Source organism: Mucilaginibacter metallidurans (assembly GCF_003286435.2).
In the GTDB taxonomy this organism is placed as follows: Bacteria; Bacteroidota; Bacteroidia; order Sphingobacteriales; family Sphingobacteriaceae; genus Mucilaginibacter; species Mucilaginibacter gossypii.
Genome location: NZ_CP043449.1, coordinates 5,998,041 through 6,023,624, shown reverse-complemented (window position 1 = coordinate 6,023,624; position 25,584 = coordinate 5,998,041). Strand labels below are relative to the sequence as shown.

Genomic DNA, 25,584 nt, shown 5'->3' with positions numbered 1-25,584 from the left:
CAATTATATCTACAAAGAGCAAACTAATAAAGAGGACCTTTCTACCGGTCTATTTCAAAAAGAACAGCCTATGACTGGTAAGTTGGCGATTGTATTAAATAACGTAATTCATATTAGTCGTATAGGCTTGCCTGCTTCACTTGTTGGTTTTCTAAAGGAAGAACTAAACTTTGCCAACAATGAATATCAGGTAAAAAAGAACATCAATAAAAATACATTCGGCATAAAACGTTACTTTAAGCTACTGAACGAAACATCAGAATCCATTTCAATTCCCCGTGGTTTCATCGGTAGGCTATTGCGTTTTTGTAAAGAGCAACAAATCGAATATACCCTCGAAGATCAAAGAAAGAAAATAGAACCGGTCAGATTTAAAGGCGCTATTACTTTAAGGGAATATCAAATACCCACACAGGAAGCTGCTGCTAAAAAAGATTTTGGAATTATAGTCGCTCCGGCTGGTTCGGGTAAAACGGTATTGAGTTTGGCTATTATAAAAGATAAACAGCAACCGGCGCTCATTTTAGTCCATCGTAAGCAGTTGGCAGATCAGTGGATGGAACGCATTGAATCCTTCCTGGGTATTCCGAAAAAAGAGATTGGACGTATTGGTCAAGGAAAGAACAAACCCGGTAAACACATTACTGTCGCCATGATACCAAGTATGGGAAAAGCGCTGAACTCATCAGAATCCTCAGAACTAATGTATGCTTTTGGCACCGTTATCATTGACGAATGCCATCACATACCGGCAGAAACCTATCAGCGGGTTGTCGGGAAGCTGAATAGTTACTATATGTACGGGCTTACGGCTACACCATTTAGGAAGTACAATGATGGCAAATTGATATTTATTCATTTAGGTGAGATCATCCACGAAGTTAAAGCGCCGGAGGTGAAAAATCAATCAGGTACGCAGATCATCATTAGGGAAACGGACTTATTTGTTCCGTTTAATATCAAAACTGACAAATTCGAAACGCTCTTTAAAATTTTGATACATGATTCAGCCCGGAACCAGCTCATTTTAAATGATGTGGCTTCGCAGTTAAATGCTGGTAAGAAAGCCGTTATTATTACAGAGAGGAAAGAGCACATTACTTCTATTCAACAATATTTAAAGCAGCATTATGATACCATTGCATTAAGTGGCGAAGATGCTGACTTAAATAAAAAATCAAAATGGGATGCCATAAACAAAGGAGACTTTCAGGCACTGATTACAACAGGCCAATATTTTGGCGAAGGAACCGACATTCAAAATATAGAATGCTTGTTTTTAGTTTACCCATTCGCTTTTGAAGGTAAGCTGATTCAATATATTGGCAGGGTACAACGATCTGAAATATCACCCGTTATCTATGATTATCGCGATCACAAGATCAGCTACTTGGAAAGACTTTTTCAAAAAAGAAACCTCTACTATAAAAAGCTCGATCAAAGTGGCTTAACAATCCCTGTAGATGATAGCGAAATAGTTAGCGGTCAAATCAACGAAAAAATTGAAGTGCCAATCGAACAACTGGAGTTCAGGTTTGGCAGCATTGCTTTTAAACATAACATTGCCGATTTTAGTGGAAGAGAAGTGGAGTTTGAAATAGAAAACCTGAATATCAGGCCAGAATTTACGGTACTTAAACCATACTTCATCCGATTTCTAAAAAGTACAACGGTATTGATTAACGTCCGGGCAACATTTCAACATAACAGGTTGGTGTTTAAATCTGCGTCCTCCAATGATCTTGATAAAATAAACCGCGAGGTTATTGAAAGTGTAAAGTTCCGTTTTTTGAATAAAGAAATCATTAAAGGAGTGCCGACAGGTGAAGAAAATCTCTTGGATCCCGGGCAATTGCAAAGAGGCGGCGAACAACTGATTTATGCAAATGAAGATGACTTATTGGAAAACATACTGGCGCTTAAACAATATAAGCACCATCGCCACCTTCGATATCTTTCTCATAAACATGAACGAGCGATATTGAAACTTCGTTTTGTATTGGAGCCCTTCTCATTTGTTTTTTTGCTTTCCGGTAATAATCAATATCATTTAGTTTGGGAAACATTAGATACTGAGGAAGCGACCTATATATGGCACATCGGAAAATCAATTTATGAACTTGAACAAAGTGTAAAGAAGATAGATAGGTTGCTTGGACAAATAAGAATAAAAGGGCGGCAACAATATCTTGAAACTAACCCCGAACAATTTAGCCGTATTGTACATGATTATTCTGATGATATTAAAGGCTTGATTATTTGGAAAGACCTTTTAGAGGAAAGCCTATTTTAAGTTGATTATCGTAATCTTCTACTTCTAATTTGGTGTCTTGCTTATCATTCTTTAAGTTTATCACTAAATCATTTCCGGGTTATTATGGATATTAAAGATTATCAATCTTTGTTAACAGACATAAAGGTAAGAATTCGCAACGCGCAAACTAAAGCGGCTCTTGCGGTAAATGCGGAGTTGATTATGCTTTATTGGGATATCGGTAAAACTGTAAAGCAACTTCAAAGCGAACAAGGCTGGGGAGCTATGGTTGTCGCACGATTAGCCAATGATATTAAAAATGAGCTGCCGGAGGTAAAGGGTTTTTCTGAAACGAAATCTTTTATTTATGGTTCAATTTTATAAGGAATATGATACCGAAGATCTAATTGTGAAACGGCCTGTTTCACAATTAGAAAATTCTAATCACGCTAAGATTGAATTTATGAAACAAGTTGTTTCACAAATTCCCTGGGGGCATAATATTCTGCTAATCCAAAAGGTTAAGGAAAAAAACATACGTCTTTGGTATGTGCAACAAACGCTTTTAAATGGCTGGAGTAGAGATGTTCTTTCACTAATGATAAAGAGTGATCTTCATCTTCGACAGGGAGAAGCAATTAATAATTTTTCAAAAACCTTGCCCAATCCACAATCTGATTTGGTAAAGGAAACGCTAAAAGACCCATACATATTTGACTTTATTACAATTGCACAGTCTTTTACGGAACGAGAGTTGGAAACTGAACTGGTAAAACATGTAGAAAAGTTTCTATTAGAATTAGGTGCCGGCTTTGCTTTTGTCGGTAGGCAATACAAATTAGTTGTTGGCGGTCAGGATTTCTATTTAGACCTCCTATTCTATCATCTTAAAATGAGATGTTTTGTTGTAGTTGACTTAAAAAGAGGCGACTTTAAGCCCGAATATGCGGGCAAAATGAATTTCTATTGTTCCGCAGTGGATGACCTAATAAAACATCCGACGGATAAACCTACCATTGGTCTTATTCTTTGCCAAACAAAAAATAAAGTTATGGCAGAATATGCTTTACGGGACATGAATAAACCCATTGGAATTTCGGAATTTGAATTAACAAGATCATTGCCGAAAAACCTGCGGTCAAGTTTACCAACTATTGAGGAAATAGAAAATGAATTAAAAAATGGCAGCGACTAACTGAGCTCAATCGTCCGTTACTACTTTGTCAATATTTACTTTCAAAAAGCAATAGATCATATAGGGCTCTCGCCCAAATTTCCAATTCTTTTTAAATTTTCGATAAATTGGTTCAAAAAAACGCCACTGTCTGGAACCAAATCAGATTTTCTTTTTCACTTTAGCATGTATTCTTCATCTGTAACGCTCCCTAACCATTCTACCCGGCCCTTGCCGTTATCAAATCCGAGTGTGATATGCGACATAGAGCTATCTGGTGTTGCACCATGCCAATGAGCAATATTAGGAGGACAATTTACGACATCACCTTTTCGGATCAAGCGAACGGCCTGGCCTTTTTCCTGGTAATAACCTATTCCGTCTGTAACAAGCAATATTTGACCTGATGGGTGTCTGTGCCATTTAGTACGCGATTTTGGAGCGAAGGTAACATTGCCAACTGAAGTGTTGGCAATGGTCATATTTATGGTGGCCAAACTATTGACCCATACATCACCGCTAAAGTTACCTCCTGATACTTTATCGCCCTTAGGAAAGGTGGGGGCAATTGAAGGCGTTTGGTCGGCAGTGAGATCTGTGGGACTATGGACGCGACTAAACATGATATCTATAATTTTTGTAGCAGAATTGCCCGCTTCATTACCAACGCCTGCCGACAATTTATTAGCTATTTCCCTCAATTGTAACTCAGTAAGGCCTGTATTTCTGCCTACACCCAGATGACTGCGAAGCTGACTTTCGGCATTGCCTATGCTGGCCAGAATTGAAATAGTGGCTATTTCCCGACTTTGAAAATCAAGGTTATCTCTTCCGAAGATATCAGCAAATAGGTGTTCCTTTAAAAATGTATCAATCGCGGGAACAAAATCCTGGGTAGAATTCGCTGATCTTCCAGTTAGTTTTGCCTGAACATCTTTACCAAACTGATATTTATTGCTACTAAAGTTGACCTTTCCTGGTTTTCTGCCTTCAATAGATGCTACGTTTTTATTTTTTCTGGTATTTATAACTGTTTGAAAAGTAGTGATAGCATTCAAACTTCTCGGAAAACCAGCATAAGCATATAACTGGACTAAGATTTCTTTGATTTCGTTTACCGTCAAACCTGCTTCCAAGCCCTGGTCTAAAGCATTTTTTAAATTGTCCTGATCTCCCTTAGCGGCGAATGCTGCGATAGGTACGATGGCTATTTGCCGGGCAGATAGCGGTAACTCGCCTGTATTCTTTTGTTGGCCGTAAACTGATAAACTCATGGCTAATGAAAGGCAGAGATATATAGCTAATTTTTGAAGATTTTTCATCATTTAAGCATTTTTATTCTTTTAAAACATGCCTTTGCTTGTCGGATTTACATATTATCCGTCTTTTCGATAATAGGAGCTACTATGTTTTTCATGTTAATTCTAATTCATATCTGCTATTAACTTTAGCGGATTCTTTATATTAATAAAAGGAAGGTTTATCCCATTGTGTGCCGGGTTCACCTATCCCAAAACTTTGCCTGATATATTTGTCGTCAGGCGACGTAATGATGTCTGTTATCGCCTGCGCAACGGCTTGCCGTGAGATCTGGGTTTCCTTAAAAGGCTCTCCTTTAGGCACCAGCATGTATTTGTTATTACCCCGCTGGTTATAAAGCCATGTGAGCCGTAACAAAGTATAGTCCAGATCTGATTCTTCCAATTTCTGAGCGGACTTGACCTGCTTTTGCATCCGCTGACCGCTGCCAACCATCATCTTATTCCACCGGCCGAAAGCGCCCGGAACTTCATCATAGATTCCAAGAACAGAGGCTGCGATCACCCGTTTTATCTTATGTTTATCCATAGCTTGGATTATGGATTGAGTTGACTGATCATCACCCATATCATTAATATAAACGATATCGATGTTTTCCATTGCCTTAAGCAATGTTTGGTTATCATTAAAATCTCCGGCTACAATCTTTTTACGCTCAGGATTGCTTCCGCTCAATCTTCTGTCTGCGTTTTTTGCGTATAAAACAAGGTTATATTCTGTCCGGGCAAGTAGTTCATCGGTAAGCAATTGTCCGATCTGTCCCGCCGCCCCTAATATTAGTATGTTCATTCAGCTCATTTATTTAATCAAACCTATCTTTTTCAGCCACTCTTGCACTTCAGCGTTTACCTGTCTTTCTTTATCATCTTTCATAACAAATAAGATCCCATCCCTTTCTATTCCACCCTTTGTTGAATAACCTTCCAGTACTTTACTCTTGGGACACAATTCCTTTACTGTTTCAAAGCCGCTGCCTACGCCATAACCGGCATTGGTATTAAATGGAACGACTGTCTTACCGCTCAAATCATATTGCTTCAGAAATGTCTTGATTGGCGGCGGTATTTTCATGTCCCAGGTGGGAAAGCCTACAAATACGATGTCGAATTTGCCAATGCTGTCGATCTTTGTTTTGAGCGGTGGTAAGAAATTATCCTGGTTTTCCTGAACCATCTGCGCCACATGGGCACGATAATCCGCAGGATAAGGATTAACCAATTCAAGGGCTACCAACTTTCCTCCAATGTCTTTTTGGATCATCCGGGCTACGGCTTCTGTATTTTTGGTGCGTGTGAGGTAAACGATCAGGATCTTTTTTGCTGTCGTTGTCTGCGCCTTAGAACATGATGTCATGGTACACAAACAGATAAGAAGACAGTAAACAATGACCTTTTTCATAAACATCAATTTATTTTTTTGCAACCGCTTCTACGCCCGATAACGCGAGTACAAATGGCGGCAGCCGCTCACCTTCCACTTTAATTGCTGCCAATTCTGTATTAAACTGGGTTAGCTCCGCATTACTGAAATGAATTTGCGCGGCACCCACGTTTTCGAGCATGTGTGCCATTTGAGTTGTTCCGGGGATCGGCACGATCCATGGCTTTTGCGCCGAAAGCCATGCCAGTGATACCTGGCCGGGAGTGGCATTTTTTTGCATCGCCCATTTCTTAAGCAATTCCACAAGCGGCATATTCTTACCGATATTCTCTCTTGAAAAACGGGTTTCCATGCCACGGATATCACCAGGTGCAAAACCCGTATTTCCATCAATAGCACCGGTTAAAAAACCGACGCCAAGCGGGCTCCAGCAAACAAAGCCAATACCCAGTTCCTGACAAAGGGGGATAATTGTTTGTTCAGGACCGCGCCATAGCAGCGAATATTCATTTTGAATCGCCGTAACCGGATGGACGGCGTGTGCCCGCCTTACTGTTTCGGGACCTGGTTCTGAAAGCCCATAATGCAAAATTTTTCCTTGTTGAATAAGATCTTTAAGTGTGCCCGCTACATCTTCGATAGGCACATTAGGATCAACCCGGTGCTGATATACCAGGTCAATATGGTCAGTCCGTAACCGTTTCAGCATTCCCTCAATAGCCGTTTTAATATGTTCAGGTTTGCTGTTTAAGCCACCGCGCATCCGGCCGGTTTCCGGGTCAATATCCCAGCCAAACTTAGTTTCGATGACGATCTTGTTCCGGAACGAGGCAACAGCTTCACCCAGGATCTTTTCGCATTCAAAAGGCCCGTAAGCTTCTGCCGTATCAAATAAGGTTATGCCATTATCATAAGCTTTTCGAATGATGTCAATCATCTGAGGCCTCGATGGTATGGTGGTTTGATAGGTCCGGCTCATGTTCTGTACGCCGAGTCCTATATTTGACACCTCCAGTTTACCACCAAGTTTGCGCTTACCGGGGGCAGCGATTGGCGCAACCGCTTCGGAAACGATGGTACCGGCAACGGCATTTGAGGCCAGCAAAGAGCCACCGGCAATGGCCAGACCTGATTTTAAAAGGTTACGACGGTTCATAGTTTGTTGAGATAAATGTTAATGTTGTTGTGGTGGCGTAGCGGGTGCGCCGGCCATTTTAACGGGCCTGATCAACGTGGAGAACGTAAGTGAGCCCATTTTCCATTTACCGTCCTCTTTGAGATAAACCTCTGTGACCATAAAAGCATGAACTACTTCATTGCCGCCAACTACTGCCAGCAAGTCGATGTCATTTAAAAGTATAGCTGTATTACCGAAAATATTTACCGATGCCCCGTAAACCTCCGCTTTTTTATACCAGATGAAACCACCTTTAATGGTATTCAATTCCTGGTCTTTGCCCCAGCTCCCTCCCATATGTACAAAAACACATTTTTCGGTAAACAGATCTTTCAGGGCATCAACCTTTTTATCGGCCATCCACGTCCATTTGGTTTTAGAAAGGTCGAGTAATTCCTGTTCTTCCTTTGTCGGGGTTTTGGCCACGCTTGGCAGATTGGCCTGTGCCTGGCATAGTTGTATTCCTGAGGTTAGCAAGATTAAAGCAAAGATTAATTTTTTCATGTGTCTCATTTTTTGGTTTGTCAATTGGTGTTAATTATTGTGTTTCGGTTCCATTTAAATAAAAGATGGGTGAAGCAGGTATTCATCCTTCTTTCTATTATTTGCGTCCCAATAGTTTTTGCGCATCAGCTGAGTAACGATGGCCTTGAACCTCGATGTCATTCAATGCAGCTTTGATCACATTCAGGTCGCTATCTGTGAGTGTTATATCCGCGCCTCCAAGGTTTTCTTCCAAACGGTGAAGCTTAGTTGTCCCCGGAATTGGAACGATCCATGATTTCTGTGCCAACAGCCAAGCTAAAGCGATTTGAGCCGGGGTGGCATTTTTATCATTGGCAATTTGTGTGAGCTTATCAACCAGGGCCTGGTTTGCCTTTCGGTTTTCTTCCGAAAAACGAGGTACTGTATTGCGAAAATCTGTTTTATCAAAGGATGTTCTATCATTGATCGTACCTGTTAAAAAACCTTTACCCAAGGGACTGAACGGTACGAAGCCAATGCCAAGTTCTTCAAGAAGCGGCAGGATTTCTTCTTCAGGTTCCCTCCACCATAATGAATATTCACTTTGCAAAGCAGTGACGGGCTGTACCGCATGTGCCAGACGAATGGAATCAACGCCAGCCTCAGAAAGGCCGAAATACTTTACTTTACCTTCAGTGATCAAATCCTTTACGGTTCCAGCCACATCTTCCATTGGGATGTTGGGGTCAACACGATGCTGGTACAGCAGGTCAATATGATCCGTTCGCAATCGCTTTAAAGCAGCCTCCGTTACTTCACGGATACGCTCAGGCCGGCTGTCAGTACCCAAACCGGGCTTGCCTTCTTTAAAACCGAATTTAGTTGCAATGACCAATTGGTCGCGATGTGGTGCTAAGGCTTCGCCTAACAATTCTTCATTCTTAAATGGCCCGTAAGCTTCGGCTGTATCAAAAAAGGTTACACCGCGTTCTACCGCAGCATGTAATAATTTGACAGCTTCTTTATGATCCGTAGCGGGACCGTAGCCGAAACTTAAACCCATACAGCCAAATCCAAGGGCTGAAACTTCTAACCCGCTGTTACCTAATTTTCTTGTTTTCATTTGGTATTTGGTTTAATATCTAATCTTTCAATTCACGTTCACCAAGCCATTTTACCATTTTAGGATCACGATGATCAAAGAACAGGCTGGCGTTAGTATCAAGCGTTTTTATCTGTTCCATTTCATCAGATGTCAGCCTAAAATCCAAACTGTTCAGATTTTCGGCCATGCGTTCTTTTTTAACCGATTTCGGAATAGCAACAACGCCTCTTTGGGTAAGCCAACGAAGGATCACCTGGGCAATAGACTTATCGTATTTTTCACCGATACCCTTCAAGAGTTCATTCTTGAAAATATCGTTTTTGCCTTCTGCAAACGGGCCCCAGCTCTCGATTTGCACGTTATTGTCGATCATGAATTGTTGGGTGTCAATCTGTTGGTGAAAGGGGTGCGTTTCAACCTGGTTGACAGCCGGTACGATTTCGTTATGGATGATCAGGTCTATTAATCTGTCCGGCTGAAAATTACTGACCCCAATAGCCCGGACTTTGCCCTCTTTATACAATTCCTCCAATGCCCGCCACTCGCCATACACATCTCCGTACGGCTGATGGATCAAATATAAATCCAGGTAATCCAGTTGTAATTTTTTCAGGGATGTTTCAAAAGCCTTTTTTGTTCCTTCGTAGCCGTTTGATTGTATCCAAAGTTTGGTTGTAATAAATAATTCCTCCCTTGCAACACCGCTGCGTTTGATTGCTTTACCAACCGCTTCTTCGTTCATATAGGACTGTGCAGTATCAATTAGGCGATAACCGGTTTCAATTGCATCTACTACGCTTCTTTCACATTCGTCCAGATCTGTTACCTGGAATACGCCAAATCCCAGGATCGGCATTTCAACGCCGTTATTTAATTTTACTGTTTCCATTTTTAGTTTTTATTCAATTGTACAAAGGTCATACCTCGTTTTTATAAAAACAGGATATAGATTACGGGGATATCTACCATTATTACTGATTAATGCAGATTGCCCGATGTAACAGCTTTTTCGATCACGTCTAACCTTGCCTTTTTTGGATCAGGCTTGCCCATAGCCGTACCATCTGATTGAAATTCAATTAACTCATTCCGTATTGGGTTATAAACCGGCCATTTTGGAAGATCTTCACCATTGGGGTTCCCTGTTTTAGCAAAATTTGTCCAGTAGGTATTCATGACCTTGGCAACCTCTTTGTCTTTGGGCGCTATAGTCGCACCGTTCCTGCTAACCAGGTTATCAAATGCGTATGCGATCTCCGATGCGTGTCCCGCACCATAGCGCATCCACTGTTGCATGGAAGGCGACACATAGGCGAACAGGTAAATGTATGCCGGCGCGCCTTTAGCGGTAATGGCCCTGGCGGTAAATCTTGCCGGCTCTGCCCATACTTTATCTGTATTGACGAACGAAAGCATTTTTGGAAATTCTGTTGCCCCGTCGGGATCGTAAACAGCTTTGGCTTCGTCTTTCATATTGCCGAATAAATTAAGCAAGGAATCTTTTGATCTGGCGTTAACGAACCCGGCAGGAACCTCCGCACTATTAGAACCGATCATTAACGGGATTTTTGGTGCACGGCCACCATTATAGGCGCTTTGAGCTGTTTCGGTAACTAATTTCCCGTCAAGTATAGGGCCCGAATATATGGGTGCGCCACCCTGACCATCAGTTTCCTGCCCGCCATCAACGATCTCTGAGACGCTTAATGAGCGGAGTTTTTCCAATGCGGCGGCATCCGTTCCCTGGATGGCATGCTTTTTCGCAAAGTTAATTCCGATGGTTTCCGCTGACACAGGATAGTAAGTGTCGGCATTTTCCTTATTAATGGGGCGGCCGGTTAATACACCGTCGCGGCCACCGCCTGATTCCACAATTGCCTTTTGAAACAAACCCCTCGCACTTGGTATAGTTAAAAGCGATTGAACCGATACCCCTCCGGCAGACTCTCCGAATATGGTAACATTTTTAGGATCACCACCGAATACAGCAATGTTTTTGTTAATCCATTTAAGTGCTGCGATCTGATCCATATAAGCGTAATTGCCTTTGGCTTCCTCGGGATGCTCTTTACTTAACGCAGGAAAGGCAAAGAAACCAAGCCGCCCTAAGCGGTAATTGACAGTTACCAGCAACACACCTTTGTCAGTAAATGATGTGCCGTTAAAATCGCCCTGATTTCCGCTGCCTGCAACAAAGCCACCGCCATGTATCCAGACCATTACAGGAAGATGGGCACCAACTTTAGCATTTGCCGGTTTCCACACATTTAGAAAAAGACAATCTTCAGAAGATGTTTTTGAGATCTCCGTGCCGTTACGCGGCCAGCCCATTTGTGCGCAGTCTGCTCCATATTTAGTGGCATCGCGTTCGCCTTGCCAGGCTGGAAATGGCTGCGGGGCACGCCAGCGCAAAGGGCCGACAGGGGCAGCTGCAAAAGGAATGCCTTTAAAACTGGAAACGTTTCCTTCTGTTATACCTTTTAACGTACCCGAGGCAACATGCACCAAAGGCCCGGATGTTGGACTTGTATTATTTTGCGCCTGGGCAGAAAGGGCGAACAGGAAAATAAGCCCTGATAAAATTTTATTCATGGTGATCGGTTTTACAATTTAAAAGTGTTTCGTAGGAAGACAAACGCCGGTTCTCCAGACTGAACCTATACAAAATTGTAACCTTTTATCCGTGTTGATATGATACATATTACGGATGTTTCTACCATTATTACTGATTTCGAGTAATTGAGCATCAGTACGTTAATAATTACCGTAAATTCGGATATAAAGAAATAGCTATGGAAAAGATGCGACGCTTTGAATCAATTTACGATTATAACGTCTTTAATAATAATGAGACGAAACATCCATTGGTAACGGTGGTTGACCTATCCAAAGCTGATCCGAGAAGTTTATCCAAAATGTATTTCGGCTTTTACATCGTTTTCTTAAAAGATGTAAAATGCGGTGACCTCGTGTATGGCCGCGATACCTATGACTACCAGGAAGGTACTTTAGTATTTCTTGCACCGGGTCAGGTAGCAGGCTCTAATGACAATGATGATATTTATCAGCCTAAAGGCCATGCCCTGGCATTTCATGCTGACCTTATACATGGTACATCCCTGGGCAAACGTATCCAGGAATATACGTTTTTTGGTTACCAATCTAATGAAGCGCTTCACCTTTCTGAGCGGGAAAGAAACCTGGTTCTGGATTGCTTTTCCAAAATAGATTACGAACTGGAGCGTGGCGTAGATAAGCACAGTAAGCGGCTGATCGTCGCCAATATCGAATTGTTCCTGGATTATAGCGTACGTTTTTATGACCGCCAGTTTATAACCCGAGACAATGTACACCAGGGTTTGCTGGAACGTTTTGAAAACCTGCTGAACGAATATTTTGAATCAGATAAGCCGGAGATTTTAGGCTTGCCCTCGGTTACCTGGTGCGCAGAACAATTGAATTTATCGTCTAATTATTTTGGCGACCTGGTAAAAAAAGAGACCGGTAAAACGGCTCAGGAATATATCCAGTCAAAACTGATCGATGTGGCCAAAGAAAAGATTTTTGACGGTAACAAAACCATTAATCAGATCGCCGGAGAACTGGGATTTAAGTATCCGCAGCACTTTGCACGCGTATTTAAAAAGCGGGTAGGACATACACCAAATGAATACCGGTCAATGAATTAGTAATAATTGGATCAACTTATGATATAAATAACTGCCCCTGTTATTTGAACCAATCAGCAACACCTAATTTCAACTATCATGGAAAAAACAAACACTGATTTTACCAGGCGCACTTTTCTCAAAGCCTCTGCCATCGCTGGTGGTGGCTTATTGCTCCACTTTAGTGGCCTTGCCAAGTCCTTGCTCGCGGAACGAGGTATTGATTCGGTAGCCCCGGAATGGAATGAACTGACCGGCTACATCAAGATCACTTCAGATAATATCATTAAAATTATTTGCCCTAATCCTGAGTTCGGGCAAAACGTGATGACATCTCTGCCGATGGTGGTAGCCGAGGAGCTGGACGTAGACTGGAAGAAAGTGATCGTTGAAATGGGCCCGCATGATAATACTAAACTTGGCCCGCAGTTTACCGGTGGAAGTAATTCCATGCGGATGTACTGGAAGCCTTTACGGCAGGCGGGGGCCGCTGCAAGGCATATGCTGATGCAGGCCGCGGCCCTGAGTTGGGCGGTTCCTGTCGAAGAAATAACAACCAAAGCCGGTGAAGTCTATCACACCAAAAGTGGCAGGAAAGGCGTTTATGGTGATTTTGCCGCTAAGGCGTCAGGCATCCCTGTACCTAAAGATGTAAATCCTAAAAACGTAAAAGACTTTAACATCGTAAGACATTCGCAAAAGAATGTGGAAGGTGCCAAGATCGTATCCGGGAAACCGCTTTTTGGCCTGGATTATAAACACGAGGGTATGCTGATCGCCATGCCGGTACATCCGCCTGCTTTTGGTTTAAAACTCAAATCTTTTGATGCGTCGCAGACATTAAAAATGCCGGGCATTAAAGATGTTTTCACCATTAAATTATATGAGGACGGCTTTGAACAGGGCGGTTTCGATACACGCACTTTTAACGTAATTCTTGCGGTGGTTGGCAAAACGACCTGGGAAGTGATGCAGGCCCGTAAAAAACTCGTTGTTGAATGGGAACCTGCCGGCGACGTTACCAATACCATGCAGGGCCGGGGCGGCGGAAAGCGAGAAGTTATTTATCCGGGAGAGCTTGAAAGTACCGAGAAGCAAATGGAGAAAATGCGTGAGTACGCCAGCAAACCTGCCCAGCAATTGAGGAAAGACGGTGATCCGGAAACAGCTTTTAAAAATGCGGCCCAAATCCTTGAACGGACTTACAACGCACCCTTCCTGGCACATAACTGCATGGAGCCGATGAATTTCTTTGCCCATGTTACCGATGAAAAAGCACTATTGGTAGGCCCTTTGCAAGCACCAGGGTGGACGCAGCCCACACTGGCAAAAGTGTTAAAACTCCCGGCCGATAAGATCGAGATACAAATGACGCGGATGGGCGGAGGGTTTGGTCGCCGGGCATACGGACATTATTTGATCGAAGCAGCCCTGATTTCCAGGCAAGCGAAAGCTCCGGTTAAACTGATCTACAGCCGGGAAGATGATACGACTTATGGTATTTACCGCCCGATGTATACCGCTACTTACCGCGCCGCTTTAGACGAGCATAAGAACCTGATCGCTTTTCATGTCAAAGGCGGTGGTATACCGGAGCATGCAATTGCTGCGAACCGGTTTCCGGCAGGAGCCGTTGACCATTACCTGGCCGAAGGCTGGGAAATTCCTTCCAATATTACGATAGGTGCTTTCCGGGCACCAAGATCTAATTTTAATGCAGCGGCAGAACAGTCATTCCTGGATGAGTTGGCAGAAGTAATGGGCAAAGATCCCATTGAGATGAGATTGGAACTGTTAAAGAGGGCAAAAGAGAACCCTGTCGGCAAAAACAACGAGTATGATGCCGACCGCTATGCGGGGGTATTGAAATTGGTTAAAGAAAAATCGGGATGGAACGGTGCGGAGCATAAAAAATACAGCCGTGGCGTTGCCGCCTATTTTTGCCATAACTCTTACGCGGCTCATGTGGTAGATATTACCATTAGGGACGGACAGCCCTACGTAGAAAGGGTAACCAGCGCCATCGACTGTGGTATTGTAATCAATCCGGATGCCGCAACCAACATGGTGCAGGGGGCGGTGATAGACGGGATCGGCAATTCCCTTTATGGAGGATTAACGCATAAGGATGGTGTGGTTGCGCAAAATAATTTTCATTCCTATCGGATCATTCGTATGCATGAAGCACCTAAAAGCGTAGATGTCCACTTCGTTCAAAATGATATCGATCCAACAGGTTTGGGTGAGCCGCCATTTCCTCCTGTTTTTGGCGCGGTGGCCGGCGCGCTGTACAAGGCAACCGGGAAACGCTATTACCAACAGCCCTTCACCTCGCCTCAACCGGTAATCCCGACAGTTTGATTAATAGATTTTTAACCGTAATTATCATGTTATGATTGCACTAAATATTAACAAGAAGACATACCATATTGATGCAGACCTGGAAACGCCTTTGCTTTGGGTACTTCGTGATCATGTGGGCCTCGTTGGAACCAAGTTCGGCTGCGGGGTAGCGCAGTGTGGTGCCTGCGTAGTACATTTGAATGGTGAAGCGGTACGTTCATGTGTCACCAAGCTCAGCCGCGCTGTAGGCAAAAAGGTAGTAACAATAGAAGGCTTGTCTGAAAAGAACGACCATCCATTGCAAAAAGCATGGCTGGAGCTGGATGTTTCACAATGCGGTTATTGCCAGGCGGGGCAGATCATGTCGGCCGCCGTGCTGCTTAAAGAAAACAAGAATCCCACAGATCAGGATATCAATGATGCTATGGCTGGCAATATTTGCCGGTGCGGCACTTATCTGCGTATTCGTGAGGCTATTCATTTAGCTTCTGAATTGCAAAGGAAAGGAAGTGGTAACTCATGAACACACGGATATCAAACCGGCGGAATTACAGCAGTAATTTCCGGTTAATGATCGTGATAGGCCTGTTGTGCGGCGTGATAGGCATAACGGCATTTACAATGAATAATGACAAAGGTTTAAAAGTCGCAGAAGAAACGTTATTGCCATCAGTCAAAAAGGACAGTGTTGCTTCTGTAAAAGCCTTCCAGCAGGTATACACCGTTTTAATGAGTGCACGCTGTATGAATTGTCATCCATCGGGCAACGTCCCGTTGCAGGGAGATGATAACCATTTGCACACGATGTTGCCACAACGTGGTATTGATGGAAAAGGTGTTTACGCCATGAAATGCGCCAATTGTCATCAGCCTACCAATACAGCTGGTTTACATACACCGCCCGGTAACCCTAACTGGCATTTACCGCCTGCCAACATGCGAATGGTTTTCCAGGGGAGGAGTCCGAGGCAACTGGCTCAACAATTGATCGACCCGAAACAGAATGGCCACAAGGATTTGAAAAAATTGATTGCTCATGCGGACGACGGCCTGGTGCTTGCAGGCTGGAACCCAGGCGAAGGCCGTACATTGCCGCCAATGAGCCATGCTGCTTTCAAAAAAGCCTGGCTGACATGGTTAAATACAGGCGCATACGCGCCCGCTAAATAAGATATATCAGAAGGGTTAATCATTTAATTGAATTATATCGATTTGGTGTAAGGCATGAAAGAACTTATAGATATTGTTGCTGCGTACGAAAGAGCTGTTAAGGAAAATAAGAAAACGGCTTTGGCTACCGTGGTGCTCGTGGAAGGTTCTGCTTACCGCAGAGCCGGTGCAAGGATGCTGATCACCGAAGATGGACAATTGACCGGTGCTATAAGCGGCGGTTGCCTGGAAGGAGATGCTTTGCGAAAAGCCCGGATGGTGATTATGCAACAGCAACCGATGTTGGTTACCTATGACACAATGGATGATGATGAAGCCAAACTTGGTGTCGGTCTGGGCTGTAATGGCATTATCCATATCCTGATAGAGCCAATAAGGGATGGTCATGCCAACCCTATTGCTTTGCTTAAGGCTGCTATCAATTCTACAGGATATTCAGTGTTAGTTACTTTGTTCTCTACCGAAAACCGGAAAGCTCCGCAACCAGGTTCCATTTTGTTTTTTTCGGATCGGCAAATGATTTCAAACGGTTTTGAATCTATTCCTTATAAAAATGAATTGTTGGCGGATGTAGAGGACGCTTTAGTGCGTCAGCAGTCAATCGTAAGTGGTTACCGGGGTTATACGGCCTTCATTGAGTGCGTTAAGCCGTTAATTTCCCTTGTCATCCTTGGAGCAGGGAACGATGCGATACCATTAACGAAAATGGCAGCTATTTTAGGTTGGAATACCAGCATTGTAGATGGTCGGCCGAATTATGCTACTTCAGATCGTTTCCCTTTAGTAAATAAGATCATCGTTGCTAAGCCGGAAAAAGTTTTAGAAAGCGTAGAATTTAACGAATGGACTGCATTTGTTTTGATGACGCACAACTACAACTATGAATTAGCTTTTCTTCAAAATATTTTACCATTGCATCCATTATATATCGGCGTTTTAGGCCCGAAGAAAAAATTGGAACGGATGCTGAGTGAACTGGCGGATGCAGGGATTTTCATAACTGAAAGGGACCTGGAGGCGATCTACGGTCCGATAGGGTTGGACATCGGTTCAGAAACTTCTGAGGAAATTGCCTTAGCTATAGTGGCTGAGATCAAAGCCTTTTTTTCTGACAGGAACGGGCAGCCATTAAAATACAAAAATTCAGTTATTCATAGTGCATAGCGTGGGGTTGATTTACTTGCTGTTGGGCATCAGGCCTTTTAGGCTTTCCCTAAGCTAAATCTTCTGTACAAAGTAAGAACTTTGATCGAGCCTGCTATTGAACGTGCTTTAAATTGAAATGAGCATCCGGCAAGAAATGTTTTAGATAGCGTTGCTGACAGAGTACTGAAGGGATTCAATATTATATGGTGTATATTATTATTATGAATCCTGAGTGGCTTGAATGCATGGAGGCTATTTATGCCGGAGTTTTTAACGCGCCGATCAATTGTCCGTGTGCAGTATTATAGAAGATGAATCATCAGGTAATCTCATATACTAAAGTAGGTAAAAATGTATATAATTTAATTGATAACCGTTACATAGGGCCGCCTTTGTAGTTTTTTTGCTTTCTCAGGTAAAAAAGCAGGTGGAAATTACTTTTCATAATTACAAGCTTAAAAGTGAAACAAAAGTAAGTTTGTAGCCTGCTATTATCAAGATGTTTAATGATTGAACATCTTGATAGTTAATTAATTATGAGAAATTCGGTGCGTGGCATTCTTCCATTTAGGTACGCACCGAATTTGCGTCTTTTCTGTTGCAATTTGGTGCATAAAATGGTATTTTGATACAAACAAAAAAAAACCTGCAATCACTTGATTTGCAGGCTTTTAGCATCTTTCGATATTGTTTTAAGTAGCCCGTAGGGAATCGAACCCCTGTTTGAAGAATGAAAATCTCCTGTCCTAACCCTAGACGAACGGGCCTTTTTTATTTTGTTTCCTGTAACTTGCATTACACAATCCCGGAAAGCGCTGGATTGATAACGTATTAAAAAACCCAGATCTTTCGATTTGAGGTTTCGTGTCTTGTGGTAGCCCGTAGGGGAATCGAACATGATTAAAACCCATTGACTTACAATACTTTATATGATTATCGATGTACTACGCACCGAATTACTAACCAATTTTTTGATGCAGATTAATACAAATCTTACACCATAAAGATACAAAATATATAGCAAAATTCACCAATTTTATTTACAATTAAATGCTTAAAAACTCCCTTTTTATTATCCAATGAAAAGGAGATGAACACACCATTCCATTTTCACCATGTAAGCAACCAAAAGCGAGAGCCGGGTAAAAAGTCAAGGCCCTTTAGATTTGCTTTGTGATTATTATTGAAAGTATCTTGCTGACAAAGAATAGGGTGAACCAAGTCAAGGCCCAGGCTAAAGACCTATGGCCCGTATTAGTCCCTGTTTCGAGTCACAAGTCGATGTCAATGACAAGTTAGAATTTTAGACACCAGGTCTTATAAAGGTTTTAGTCTGAGTACATCACATTAATTTATTTAGTATGAAATACAAAGTATTTATCGCATCGATGTATCAAAGCTTACTATTGATGTCCACCTGCACGGAATCGGTGCCTCCAAAACATTCAGTAACGAGGAAAAAGGATTTGCTTTATTTTTAAGTTGGGTAAAAAAGCATAGTAAACAATCGGAACCGGCGGAGATGATCATATGCTTCGAGCATACCGGTATGTATTCAATTAAACTTGCCACTTATCTAAATGATATTGGAATCCCATTCGCCATGCTTCCTGCGCTTCAGATTAAACAATCTATAGGGATCAGAAGAGGAAAGAATGACCAGATCGATGCACAAAGAATCGCTGAATATGCTTGGCTACACCGCGAAACCATTCAGGCAACTCTATTACCAGCTAAAAGTATTCTCAAACTTCAGTCGCTGCTTACATTACGAAATCGCTTGGTATGTGATCGTGGAGGGTATGAAGCCACATGGAAAGAACAGAAAAAGGCATTGGAAGGAAAAGAGCACAAGGGATATTTCAAGTTTATAAAAGCCTGATAATGAACCTAACGGTTCAAGTTAAAAAGATTGAAGAACAAATAAAGGCGGTTATAGAAAGTGATGAAGCAGTTAAATTAAACTATCAATTACTGACCAGTATTAAGTGTGTAGGACCTGTACTGGCCGCAAATATGATTGCTTATACGCACAACTTTACCCGTTTTGCTACCTGGCGAAAGTTCGCCTGCTATGTGGGAACTGCTCCTTTTGAACACCAATCTGGCACGAGTATAAAAGGAAGAACACGAGTCAGTAGTTTATCCAACAAGCAACTAAAAAAATTAATCCACATGGTGGCTATATGTGCTTGCGCATATAATCCAGAGATGAAAAGCTATTATAAAAGAAGAGTGAGCGAGGGGAAAAATAAGATGAGTACACTAAATGTTATACGCAACAAGATCATTTCCAGAATGTTTGCTGTTGTCAATCGCGGCTCGGGCTATGTAGATCTGATGAAATATGCAGCTTAGGGCTTATCATCTTAACTCTTAAACAACTCCCCTTATTTTGGACGGGTTCTGTCAAGGGCAGCGAAGGCGGGCTTGTGCGGCTGCGCTGTTTATGTACCCTTGACGGGTTCCGGCCAAAATGAGAATTTTGTTGTCGAGTTAAGATGAAGAAATATTATTTGGAAAAGTCTTAGAATACGGGCAAGCCGCTAAAAAACAAAACACAACTGCCCGCTTGTATAGCCTTGACTTTTTATCCCGACGGTGGCTATATTTGCTGTACTGGTGAATGAGGAATGTAACAGTCAAGGGGTGGCCATAAGCAAATCTGTTATGAGCATAGCGAATTTCAGTTTTGCTGTGCGGCGGTGAGATAGTGGGCGGCATGAAACCCGGAGCGAAGCGTGTGGTGTAATGCAGCCCACTATCTCACCGCATGGGTGATAATTAGCGGAGATATATTTATCTATTTGTACGCAATAGTATTAATCTTTTTTTAATACCGTTCGGCTAAGGTATTGGCAATAATCGTTTACGTCTTTCATGAATTCAAGTATTGTTTCATAGAACAATAACATATCTTTTATTTCTTCCCCCTCTACGATCTCTGCTGAATTAAATACCCACGCCCGGTATAACTCCCATATTATGTCTTTGAGGTCTTCTTGTGAATAATTGATAAAAAAGTATCGCATAGATAATTGCAAGTCTCTTACATCGCTTGTTGATAGTTCTTCAATTTTTTTTTCGTTATCATTTTCCATGTGTAATAAGGTTGTTCGGGCGATCCGCCCGACATGCCACTTAAGGTATTTAGCGGTTCTATCGCTAATGCTATACAATTTTCAGAAGTAAGGCGGGGCGAACAAATGCCGCCGCCATTACTGAGGGTGTCAAACATTTATATCTTCAATATATTGGTGGTAAACTTTTTCTGCCACCCGGTTGAACTTTGTTACTTGTTTCGATAGTATTCTTACTGAATCTGCATCGGGATCAAATAAACTGTTATATCTTGATTGTGAGTAGGCGTTTTGCAGCAATGTATATAGTTGTGCCCCCTCTGTAGTATTAAGTTCAAAGGCCCCTTTTAATTCATCGGTAAACAGCAAGGTAAGCCTTAGCAACCTTGATAAATTATGCATCTGCACCCGGTAACCAATGACGGCCTGGATAATGGCTTTTAAAACACTTTCAACGGATTGATGCAAAAGAAATGCTGCAAGCCTGAAATTATTATCTGCCCTGTATAGTTCTGCGCCTCTTAAAAACTGCGCTCCTTGTACTCCCCATCTATCCCAATTGAATTTCGCTCTTTCTAATAAAACCTCTTTGGTTATTTCCTGATGCTTCGGCAATATTAATTCAGGGGATTGATACAAAATAAATCCCTTTTCCATAACACTTGTCCAAAATCGCCTGCCGATATTGAGGGCTTCTTTTGCGCTGTTTGCCTTATGAACTATGGCATGTACATGAGCAAGGTACTGGCAATTGTCCTCAATCTTATTGCTTATTTCATGCTCCGGTGTTTTTTCATCATCGCTTATCAGGATAAGCAGGTAAAATGTAAACGGCTTGGGATGAGTTCCCAAATAAATAATCATTTGAACCTGCGGGCAACGTTTTACAATCAGATTTTTGATTTCTTCCAGTGCCAGCTTTTCGGCTGCCGTTGGTTCGGGGTTTATGGTTCTTAGCGCAATTGGTTCGGTGGATGTTTCGGTTAAGCTATTTTCAAGCTTGCTCCGCTTTAGATGTGGACGACCACCCTCTCGCTGGCAGATTAGCCATGCTGCCGAATAGAGTTTAATTAAGTTTTCATAAACGGTAATAACCTCACCTGCATATAAAGCCTCTACATCCGCATTATTGTAAAGGGCTACATGTGACCACTCGTGAAGCTGATCCCTGTATTCCTGCGGCTTAATTTTCTTAAAGACTTTCTTAACTGCCTTATAGGGTTCAAGTTGTTCTTTTAGAGATAAGTTTTTAGGATAGTATTCCCATTGTTCCTTTTCTTCTTCTAATTGCTCCTCCGTAAGCTGTTTCCGCTGGTAAGAGAAGTTCTTGTAATTGACCAACAGCAGGTACATAGCTTCCAAAATCCTCAAATTGAGGTCGTATATAAAAAGCAATGTGCCGGGGCCATGCCGTTTTTCATCGTAATGCTCGTCATTAACTACATAATAACGCCATTCCTTTAATCGCTTGCCGTGGCCCTTTACTGAATCAGCACTAAAAAAATCGACTATTACAGACATTGGGTTTTCAACTTCGTAATGGCGAAGTGTCTTAGGGTAATGTTCCCAGGGGGCATAAGTTCCGTTGTACATGATGCTCTGTTTACACCGGCCTCCATTAACCGGCAAAACAAAAGAATAGCGAAACATCACCGTACCGAACCATAACCAATTGTACTTTACAATAAAGCCGTTGTTTTGTACATTTACATTTTAACAATACATTTGACTTATGGCAGAACCAACCTTACATATTGGCAGAAAAATCAGCAAGATTCGTGAATTGAAAGGAATGAAGCAGGAAACTCTTGCGTATGAATTGGGGATAAGTCAACAAGCTGTTTCCAAAATCGAACAAAGTGCAGATGTTGATGGCGAAGTTTTAGAAAAAATTGCAAAAATTTTAGGGCTGTCTTCTGAAGCCATTAAGGCTTTTACCGAGGAAGCGGTCTTCAATATTATTTCAAATACCTTTCATAATACCAGTAGTGATAACTCGACTTTAATCGCCAGTTCTTTGAACTATCAACCAACGTTTAATACCGTTGAAAAAATAGTTGAATTATATGAAAGGTTATTACAGGCTGAAAAAGAGAAAAACGAACTTTTAAAGGGTAAATAATCCCATTTCATTTTCTATACTCAAAATACTTGACCTGCTAAAATCTAAAGGACTGTAGGAGCGTTTCTATGAAAATTTGATTTAAATTTTAGGTTAATACCCACTTGCAATTTATATAGAAATGTGTATTTCGGAACCAATTAGGTATTGTAATAACTCTAAGCTGACTTTTTATATCTATTGTATGAAAGCCATGCTATAACAACTAATATTACCAAAGCTGGCATAAGTATGTAATCAAGATATGGGGTAAAGGCGCTCAAGCCAATTGCCCCTAAAGTAATTACGAGAACGGGCGTAAAGCAACAGAGCGCTACAAGGACAATTCCTGCAATGGCCGCGTAAAAGCCTCTTTTCGAAGGTTTGCTATTTATCGTGTTCATAATTAAAAGGTTAGTTTATTTGTGTCTATTATTACTCAAAGAAGAATTAACTTTTCCCTAAAAAGGAACTTCATTTTAACTTGCGCAACAACTCAGTTTTGCAACATCTTTCCCAAATGTCAAAGCAGCCAATTTTATACCCTCGCCTAATGTCAGGTAGGGATGGAAACTTTGAGCCAAATCGGTAACGGTAATACCATACTTAATGGCTAAGCTCAATTCCATAATTAATTCACCGCCTTCCGGTGCAACTATTCTTGCCCCGATTAGTTTGTCTGTTTCAGGGTTACGGATTAATTTGATAAATCCTCTTATATCATTTGCCGCAAGAGAACGCGGGATATTATCCAACGTAAGTTTGGATACTTCAAAAGGGATGTTTTGGGCTGCTGCCTGCACTTCATCCAAGCCTGCACCTGCTATTTGCGGATCAGTAAAAACTACCCAGGGCAAAGAAGAATAATCGGCTTTATTTTCACTTCCGGTGAACGCATTTTCTACAGCGATTTTCCCTTCATAGGCTGCTGTGTAAACATACGCCGGGGTGTTAGCCACATCACCAACAGCATAAATATTTTGAAGATTGGTTTCCATTAACTCATTCACCTGTATATGTCCGCTTTTAGTGAGCTGCAAACCCATATTATTCAATCCAAGCTTTTCGGTATTTGCTTTCGTACCGGTTGCCACTACTATTTTGCCCGGTTCGATTATTTTAGAAAATGAACCATCAGGGCATTTACAATGAATAATGGTGTCGTTTCCTGATTTTTCGAACTTAACCGCACGATGGTTGGGCAATATTTCTATTCCCTCTCTTTTCATGTGCATTTCTATTTCTTCGCTTATATCGGGCGTTTGCGACCGCAATACACGGTCCGTAAATTCAATGATACGAACATTCGTGCCCAGGCGGTTGTAAGCCATTGCAACTTCCAACCCGATATATCCTGCACCCATGATTGTGACGCTTGCGGGTTGTTCTTCCAAATCAAATAATGTTACATTAGTGAGATAGCCAATTTCCTTCAGTCCCTCAATATCGGGGATATTTGTAGTGGAACCGGTGGCAATAATAAATTTCAAAGCGGTATATCTATCCTTACGATTTACTAAAATGGTTTTCTCATCGATAAACTCCGCCCACCCTTCTAATAATTGTAAGTTTTCAAAATCACTTACAACATCTATGTATTTTTTTTGCTGGAGGGTTTTTACCAATTGTTTTTTTTGTTTTATCACCTGCGCAAAATCAATATCGGCCCCTTTAGGTTTTATGCCCGCAAAGTTCGAATGGGTAGCATGGTATGCGGTTTCAGCAGCACGTATAAGCGTTTTGGAAGGCACGCACCCAACGTTTACACAAGTACCGCCAAAGTCAAGTCCGCCATTTACCATTAGGGTGGTTAAACCCAATTCATTGGCTTTAATGGCAGCAGAAAATGCGGCAGAACCGCCACCGATAATAATTAAATCAAAATGGGCAGTATTTAAATTGTTATTACTAATACCATTTGTTTCTTTCGCCCGGTAATTGGGTGTGTTATTGATCGTGCCAATGATTTCGTCTTTTGAAATTGCAGCTGGATTGAAAGTTATGTCCGCTTCGCCTGATGCATAACTTACTTTTTTAGAAACGATACCTTTCTTTTGTTCAAGCAAACGTTCAATGCTAACCACACAATGGTCACAAGTCATGCCTGTAATTTCAACTGATAGTTTTTCTTCTTTCAGCGCCGATCCATTTTTTTGCACGGTTTCCTTGTTTAATATATTTTTTAGAAAATTCATTTTTCGTTTTTTTAGTTCGCTGATGTTTTTGAACAACATCCTTTTTTCTCGTCCTTATCGGGCTCACACTTTTGTTTGGTATCATCAGATTTACTGCAACAGCCGTCTTTTGCATAACCGGTTTCTCCTTCAGCGGGTTGTAAACCTAATGTTATCGCTGCCTGTAAGGCATTCATTTGGCCGGCGTCTAAATATTTTTTACCAATCGATAACAAATCATGCTCTGTTTGCTGCCTGAATGTGTCAATTAAATTGGGATCTTTGTTAACATCAGTCGTGTCCATTTTGATGAACCATCTTTTGAAAAGAGTTTCAAAATCGGTTTTCAGTGAAGATGATGTTTCATTGCTTAGTGGGGTTTTTGCATTTACCCTGGCAACGATCCGTGATCCAATTTCCCCTGCTTCAATCATACTCAGCTTGTCCACCTCCGCATAGCGCAGCCAGTTCTTTTTATCAATAAAATCGTTGAGCATTGCGTCGTATTCTTTTCCGGTAACCATCTGCACATCCAGATTCTGTCCTTTGAAAACGGCCATAGTATTCTTTTCGCCGACAGCCCTATTATTATTCGCCTTCCAAACTACTGCAATCACTGTCCCCGTATGATTAAGCCAGGCTTCGGCCACACTGCTGTTTTTTTCTAACTGCTTTAAAACAGGTTTCGCCTTACTGCCGCAACCAATTTCAGGGGCTGCACTGCACACTAATGGCACTTTGTAAAAAGTTACCGTACTTTCCCCTTTACCACCTGGTTTTGCTTTAAACGACATCAGACAAAAAGCGCAGCATACCGAACCGACTAAAACGGTAAACGTGATGATTACAGTCATTGACTTCATAATTAAATATTTTTTAAAATGATTCTAAATTCCTATGATATTAATTCACCTTTATTTCCCCTTATTGAAAAGTTTGAATCCAAATAAGATGATGATAAACAGGAGTATTGCACCGCAACAAGCATATTGAACCCACATAATTCAGATTTATAAGCGACCGTCAT

General features: G+C 41.7%; 24 protein-coding genes and 1 tRNA gene. 11 read left to right on the top strand and 14 right to left on the bottom strand.

Annotation, left to right across the window (positions count from 1 at the left end):
- Positions 1-70 precede the first annotated feature (70 nt).
- From DIU38_RS25720 to DIU38_RS25710, 3 genes are all read left to right on the top strand, one after another.
- Positions 71-2,293 (top strand): DEAD/DEAH box helicase family protein, encoded by a 2,223-nt coding sequence (locus DIU38_RS25720; protein ID WP_407716487.1) that lies wholly within the window; start codon positions 71-73, stop codon positions 2,291-2,293.
- A gap of 84 nt (positions 2,294-2,377) precedes the next feature.
- Positions 2,378-2,638 carry a DUF1016 N-terminal domain-containing protein gene (locus tag DIU38_RS34230; RefSeq protein ID WP_112655964.1) on the top strand — a complete coding sequence of 87 codons (261 nt, stop codon included), beginning with the start codon at positions 2,378-2,380 and terminating at the stop codon, positions 2,636-2,638.
- On the top strand, positions 2,622-3,449 hold the full coding sequence (locus DIU38_RS25710) for a PDDEXK nuclease domain-containing protein (RefSeq protein ID WP_112655966.1): 828 nt from the start codon (positions 2,622-2,624) through the stop codon (positions 3,447-3,449). Before DIU38_RS34230 ends, DIU38_RS25710 begins: the two co-directional genes overlap by 17 nt.
- A gap of 155 nt (positions 3,450-3,604) precedes the next feature.
- Here DIU38_RS25710 and DIU38_RS25705 read toward each other — a convergent pair whose 3' ends face one another.
- From DIU38_RS25705 to DIU38_RS25670, 8 genes are all read right to left on the bottom strand, one after another.
- Positions 3,605-4,753, bottom strand: a complete 1,149-nt coding sequence (locus tag DIU38_RS25705) for a carboxymuconolactone decarboxylase family protein (protein ID WP_112655968.1) — start codon at positions 4,751-4,753, stop codon at positions 3,605-3,607.
- 139 nt (positions 4,754-4,892) lie between these two features.
- A complete protein-coding gene (locus DIU38_RS25700; RefSeq protein ID WP_112655970.1) occupies positions 4,893-5,537 on the bottom strand; it encodes an NAD(P)H-binding protein in 645 nt (214 codons plus the stop codon).
- A gap of 9 nt (positions 5,538-5,546) precedes the next feature.
- The gene (locus tag DIU38_RS25695; RefSeq protein ID WP_243770900.1) at positions 5,547-6,101 is read right to left on the bottom strand and encodes a flavodoxin family protein; all 555 of its coding nucleotides are present in this window, start codon (positions 6,099-6,101) and stop codon (positions 5,547-5,549) included.
- Positions 6,102-6,156: 55 nt separating this feature from the next.
- Positions 6,157-7,284, bottom strand: a complete 1,128-nt coding sequence (locus DIU38_RS25690) for an aldo/keto reductase (protein ID WP_112655972.1) — start codon at positions 7,282-7,284, stop codon at positions 6,157-6,159.
- Between the two features lie 18 nt (positions 7,285-7,302).
- Positions 7,303-7,809, bottom strand: coding sequence for a nuclear transport factor 2 family protein (locus DIU38_RS25685; protein ID WP_112655974.1), 507 nt, complete (start codon positions 7,807-7,809; stop codon positions 7,303-7,305).
- Between the two features lie 97 nt (positions 7,810-7,906).
- A complete protein-coding gene (locus tag DIU38_RS25680; protein WP_112655976.1) occupies positions 7,907-8,893 on the bottom strand; it encodes an aldo/keto reductase in 987 nt (328 codons plus the stop codon).
- A gap of 19 nt (positions 8,894-8,912) precedes the next feature.
- The gene (locus DIU38_RS25675; protein WP_112655978.1) at positions 8,913-9,764 is read right to left on the bottom strand and encodes an aldo/keto reductase; all 852 of its coding nucleotides are present in this window, start codon (positions 9,762-9,764) and stop codon (positions 8,913-8,915) included.
- Positions 9,765-9,853: 89 nt separating this feature from the next.
- The gene (locus tag DIU38_RS25670) at positions 9,854-11,467 is read right to left on the bottom strand and encodes a carboxylesterase/lipase family protein (RefSeq protein ID WP_112655980.1); all 1,614 of its coding nucleotides are present in this window, start codon (positions 11,465-11,467) and stop codon (positions 9,854-9,856) included.
- Between the two features lie 200 nt (positions 11,468-11,667).
- Here DIU38_RS25670 and DIU38_RS25665 point away from each other — a divergent pair, with 200 nt between their 5' ends.
- The 5 genes from DIU38_RS25665 (at position 11,668) to DIU38_RS25645 (ending at position 17,220) form a co-directional block, all read left to right on the top strand.
- Positions 11,668-12,564, top strand: a complete 897-nt coding sequence (locus tag DIU38_RS25665; RefSeq protein ID WP_112655982.1) for a helix-turn-helix domain-containing protein — start codon at positions 11,668-11,670, stop codon at positions 12,562-12,564.
- Between the two features lie 78 nt (positions 12,565-12,642).
- Positions 12,643-14,904, top strand: a complete 2,262-nt coding sequence (locus tag DIU38_RS25660; RefSeq protein WP_112655984.1) for a xanthine dehydrogenase family protein molybdopterin-binding subunit — start codon at positions 12,643-12,645, stop codon at positions 14,902-14,904.
- Positions 14,905-14,935: 31 nt separating this feature from the next.
- Positions 14,936-15,409 (top strand): (2Fe-2S)-binding protein, encoded by a 474-nt coding sequence (locus DIU38_RS25655; RefSeq protein ID WP_112655986.1) that lies wholly within the window; start codon positions 14,936-14,938, stop codon positions 15,407-15,409.
- Positions 15,406-16,056 carry a hypothetical protein gene (locus DIU38_RS25650; RefSeq protein ID WP_112655988.1) on the top strand — a complete coding sequence of 217 codons (651 nt, stop codon included), beginning with the start codon at positions 15,406-15,408 and terminating at the stop codon, positions 16,054-16,056. The genes DIU38_RS25655 and DIU38_RS25650 overlap by 4 nt, the downstream gene beginning before the upstream one ends.
- A 54-nt stretch (positions 16,057-16,110) precedes the next feature.
- Entirely contained in the window at positions 16,111-17,220 is a 1,110-nt protein-coding gene (locus tag DIU38_RS25645; RefSeq protein WP_112655990.1) for an XdhC family protein, read from the top strand.
- 679 nt (positions 17,221-17,899) lie between these two features.
- Here the strand turns inward: DIU38_RS25645 and DIU38_RS25640 are convergent.
- A tRNA-Glu gene (locus tag DIU38_RS25640) sits at positions 17,900-17,969 on the bottom strand.
- Between the two features lie 599 nt (positions 17,970-18,568).
- Here DIU38_RS25640 and DIU38_RS25635 point away from each other — a divergent pair.
- Together DIU38_RS25635 and DIU38_RS25630 are read left to right on the top strand one after the other, a co-directional pair.
- Complete coding sequence (locus tag DIU38_RS25635; protein WP_149354220.1) at positions 18,569-19,084, top strand: IS110 family transposase; 516 nt, start codon at positions 18,569-18,571, stop codon at positions 19,082-19,084.
- A complete protein-coding gene (locus tag DIU38_RS25630) occupies positions 19,015-19,560 on the top strand; it encodes a transposase (protein ID WP_149354043.1) in 546 nt (181 codons plus the stop codon). The genes DIU38_RS25635 and DIU38_RS25630 overlap by 70 nt, the downstream gene beginning before the upstream one ends.
- A 464-nt stretch (positions 19,561-20,024) precedes the next feature.
- Here the strand turns inward: DIU38_RS25630 and DIU38_RS25625 are convergent, their stop codons facing one another.
- Positions 20,025-20,303, bottom strand: a complete 279-nt coding sequence (locus DIU38_RS25625; protein ID WP_112659076.1) for a hypothetical protein — start codon at positions 20,301-20,303, stop codon at positions 20,025-20,027.
- Between the two features lie 129 nt (positions 20,304-20,432).
- Positions 20,433-21,875 (bottom strand): HEPN domain-containing protein, encoded by a 1,443-nt coding sequence (locus DIU38_RS25620; RefSeq protein WP_167516282.1) that lies wholly within the window; start codon positions 21,873-21,875, stop codon positions 20,433-20,435.
- A 139-nt stretch (positions 21,876-22,014) separates the two neighbouring features.
- Between DIU38_RS25620 and DIU38_RS25615 the strand changes: the two genes are divergently transcribed.
- The gene (locus DIU38_RS25615) at positions 22,015-22,404 is read left to right on the top strand and encodes a helix-turn-helix domain-containing protein (protein WP_112659080.1); all 390 of its coding nucleotides are present in this window, start codon (positions 22,015-22,017) and stop codon (positions 22,402-22,404) included.
- 158 nt (positions 22,405-22,562) lie between these two features.
- On the opposite strand, the gene merF is transcribed toward DIU38_RS25615, so the two are convergent.
- The 3 genes from merF to DIU38_RS25600 form a co-directional block, all read right to left on the bottom strand.
- Positions 22,563-22,787 carry a mercury resistance system transport protein MerF gene (gene merF, locus DIU38_RS34970; RefSeq protein WP_112659082.1) on the bottom strand — a complete coding sequence of 75 codons (225 nt, stop codon included), beginning with the start codon at positions 22,785-22,787 and terminating at the stop codon, positions 22,563-22,565.
- 75 nt (positions 22,788-22,862) lie between these two features.
- Entirely contained in the window at positions 22,863-24,578 is a 1,716-nt protein-coding gene (merA, locus tag DIU38_RS25605; protein WP_243770660.1) for a mercury(II) reductase, read from the bottom strand.
- 11 nt (positions 24,579-24,589) lie between these two features.
- A complete protein-coding gene (locus DIU38_RS25600) occupies positions 24,590-25,420 on the bottom strand; it encodes a hypothetical protein (RefSeq protein WP_146752308.1) in 831 nt (276 codons plus the stop codon).
- Positions 25,421-25,584: the final 164 nt, after the last annotated feature.

What these genes read in the sequence shown, in the direction of transcription:
- merA (WP_243770660.1), bottom strand. Translation starts at nt 24,578, where the DNA reads ATGAATTTTCTAAAAAATATATTAAACAAGGAAACCGTGCAAAAAAAT.
- DIU38_RS25615 (WP_112659080.1), top strand. Translation starts at nt 22,015, where the DNA reads ATGGCAGAACCAACCTTACATATTGGCAGAAAAATCAGCAAGATTCGT.
- DIU38_RS25705 (WP_112655968.1), bottom strand. Translation starts at nt 4,753, where the DNA reads ATGATGAAAAATCTTCAAAAATTAGCTATATATCTCTGCCTTTCATTA.
- DIU38_RS25660 (WP_112655984.1), top strand. Translation starts at nt 12,643, where the DNA reads ATGGAAAAAACAAACACTGATTTTACCAGGCGCACTTTTCTCAAAGCC.
- DIU38_RS25695 (WP_243770900.1), bottom strand. Translation starts at nt 6,101, where the DNA reads ATGACATCATGTTCTAAGGCGCAGACAACGACAGCAAAAAAGATCCTG.
- DIU38_RS25665 (WP_112655982.1), top strand. Translation starts at nt 11,668, where the DNA reads ATGGAAAAGATGCGACGCTTTGAATCAATTTACGATTATAACGTCTTT.
- DIU38_RS25625 (WP_112659076.1), bottom strand. Translation starts at nt 20,303, where the DNA reads ATGGAAAATGATAACGAAAAAAAAATTGAAGAACTATCAACAAGCGAT.
- DIU38_RS25645 (WP_112655990.1), top strand. Translation starts at nt 16,111, where the DNA reads ATGAAAGAACTTATAGATATTGTTGCTGCGTACGAAAGAGCTGTTAAG.
- DIU38_RS34230 (WP_112655964.1), top strand. Translation starts at nt 2,378, where the DNA reads ATGGATATTAAAGATTATCAATCTTTGTTAACAGACATAAAGGTAAGA.
- DIU38_RS25675 (WP_112655978.1), bottom strand. Translation starts at nt 9,764, where the DNA reads ATGGAAACAGTAAAATTAAATAACGGCGTTGAAATGCCGATCCTGGGA.
- DIU38_RS25630 (WP_149354043.1), top strand. Translation starts at nt 19,015, where the DNA reads ATGGAAAGAACAGAAAAAGGCATTGGAAGGAAAAGAGCACAAGGGATA.
- DIU38_RS25720 (WP_407716487.1), top strand. Translation starts at nt 71, where the DNA reads ATGACTGGTAAGTTGGCGATTGTATTAAATAACGTAATTCATATTAGT.
- DIU38_RS25690 (WP_112655972.1), bottom strand. Translation starts at nt 7,284, where the DNA reads ATGAACCGTCGTAACCTTTTAAAATCAGGTCTGGCCATTGCCGGTGGC.
- DIU38_RS25680 (WP_112655976.1), bottom strand. Translation starts at nt 8,893, where the DNA reads ATGAAAACAAGAAAATTAGGTAACAGCGGGTTAGAAGTTTCAGCCCTT.
- DIU38_RS25600 (WP_146752308.1), bottom strand. Translation starts at nt 25,420, where the DNA reads ATGAAGTCAATGACTGTAATCATCACGTTTACCGTTTTAGTCGGTTCG.
- DIU38_RS25685 (WP_112655974.1), bottom strand. Translation starts at nt 7,809, where the DNA reads ATGAAAAAATTAATCTTTGCTTTAATCTTGCTAACCTCAGGAATACAA.
- DIU38_RS25700 (WP_112655970.1), bottom strand. Translation starts at nt 5,537, where the DNA reads ATGAACATACTAATATTAGGGGCGGCGGGACAGATCGGACAATTGCTT.
- DIU38_RS25670 (WP_112655980.1), bottom strand. Translation starts at nt 11,467, where the DNA reads ATGAATAAAATTTTATCAGGGCTTATTTTCCTGTTCGCCCTTTCTGCC.
- DIU38_RS25650 (WP_112655988.1), top strand. Translation starts at nt 15,406, where the DNA reads ATGAACACACGGATATCAAACCGGCGGAATTACAGCAGTAATTTCCGG.
- DIU38_RS25620 (WP_167516282.1), bottom strand. Translation starts at nt 21,875, where the DNA reads ATGTACAACGGAACTTATGCCCCCTGGGAACATTACCCTAAGACACTT.
- DIU38_RS25655 (WP_112655986.1), top strand. Translation starts at nt 14,936, where the DNA reads ATGATTGCACTAAATATTAACAAGAAGACATACCATATTGATGCAGAC.
- merF (WP_112659082.1), bottom strand. Translation starts at nt 22,787, where the DNA reads ATGAACACGATAAATAGCAAACCTTCGAAAAGAGGCTTTTACGCGGCC.
- DIU38_RS25710 (WP_112655966.1), top strand. Translation starts at nt 2,622, where the DNA reads ATGGTTCAATTTTATAAGGAATATGATACCGAAGATCTAATTGTGAAA.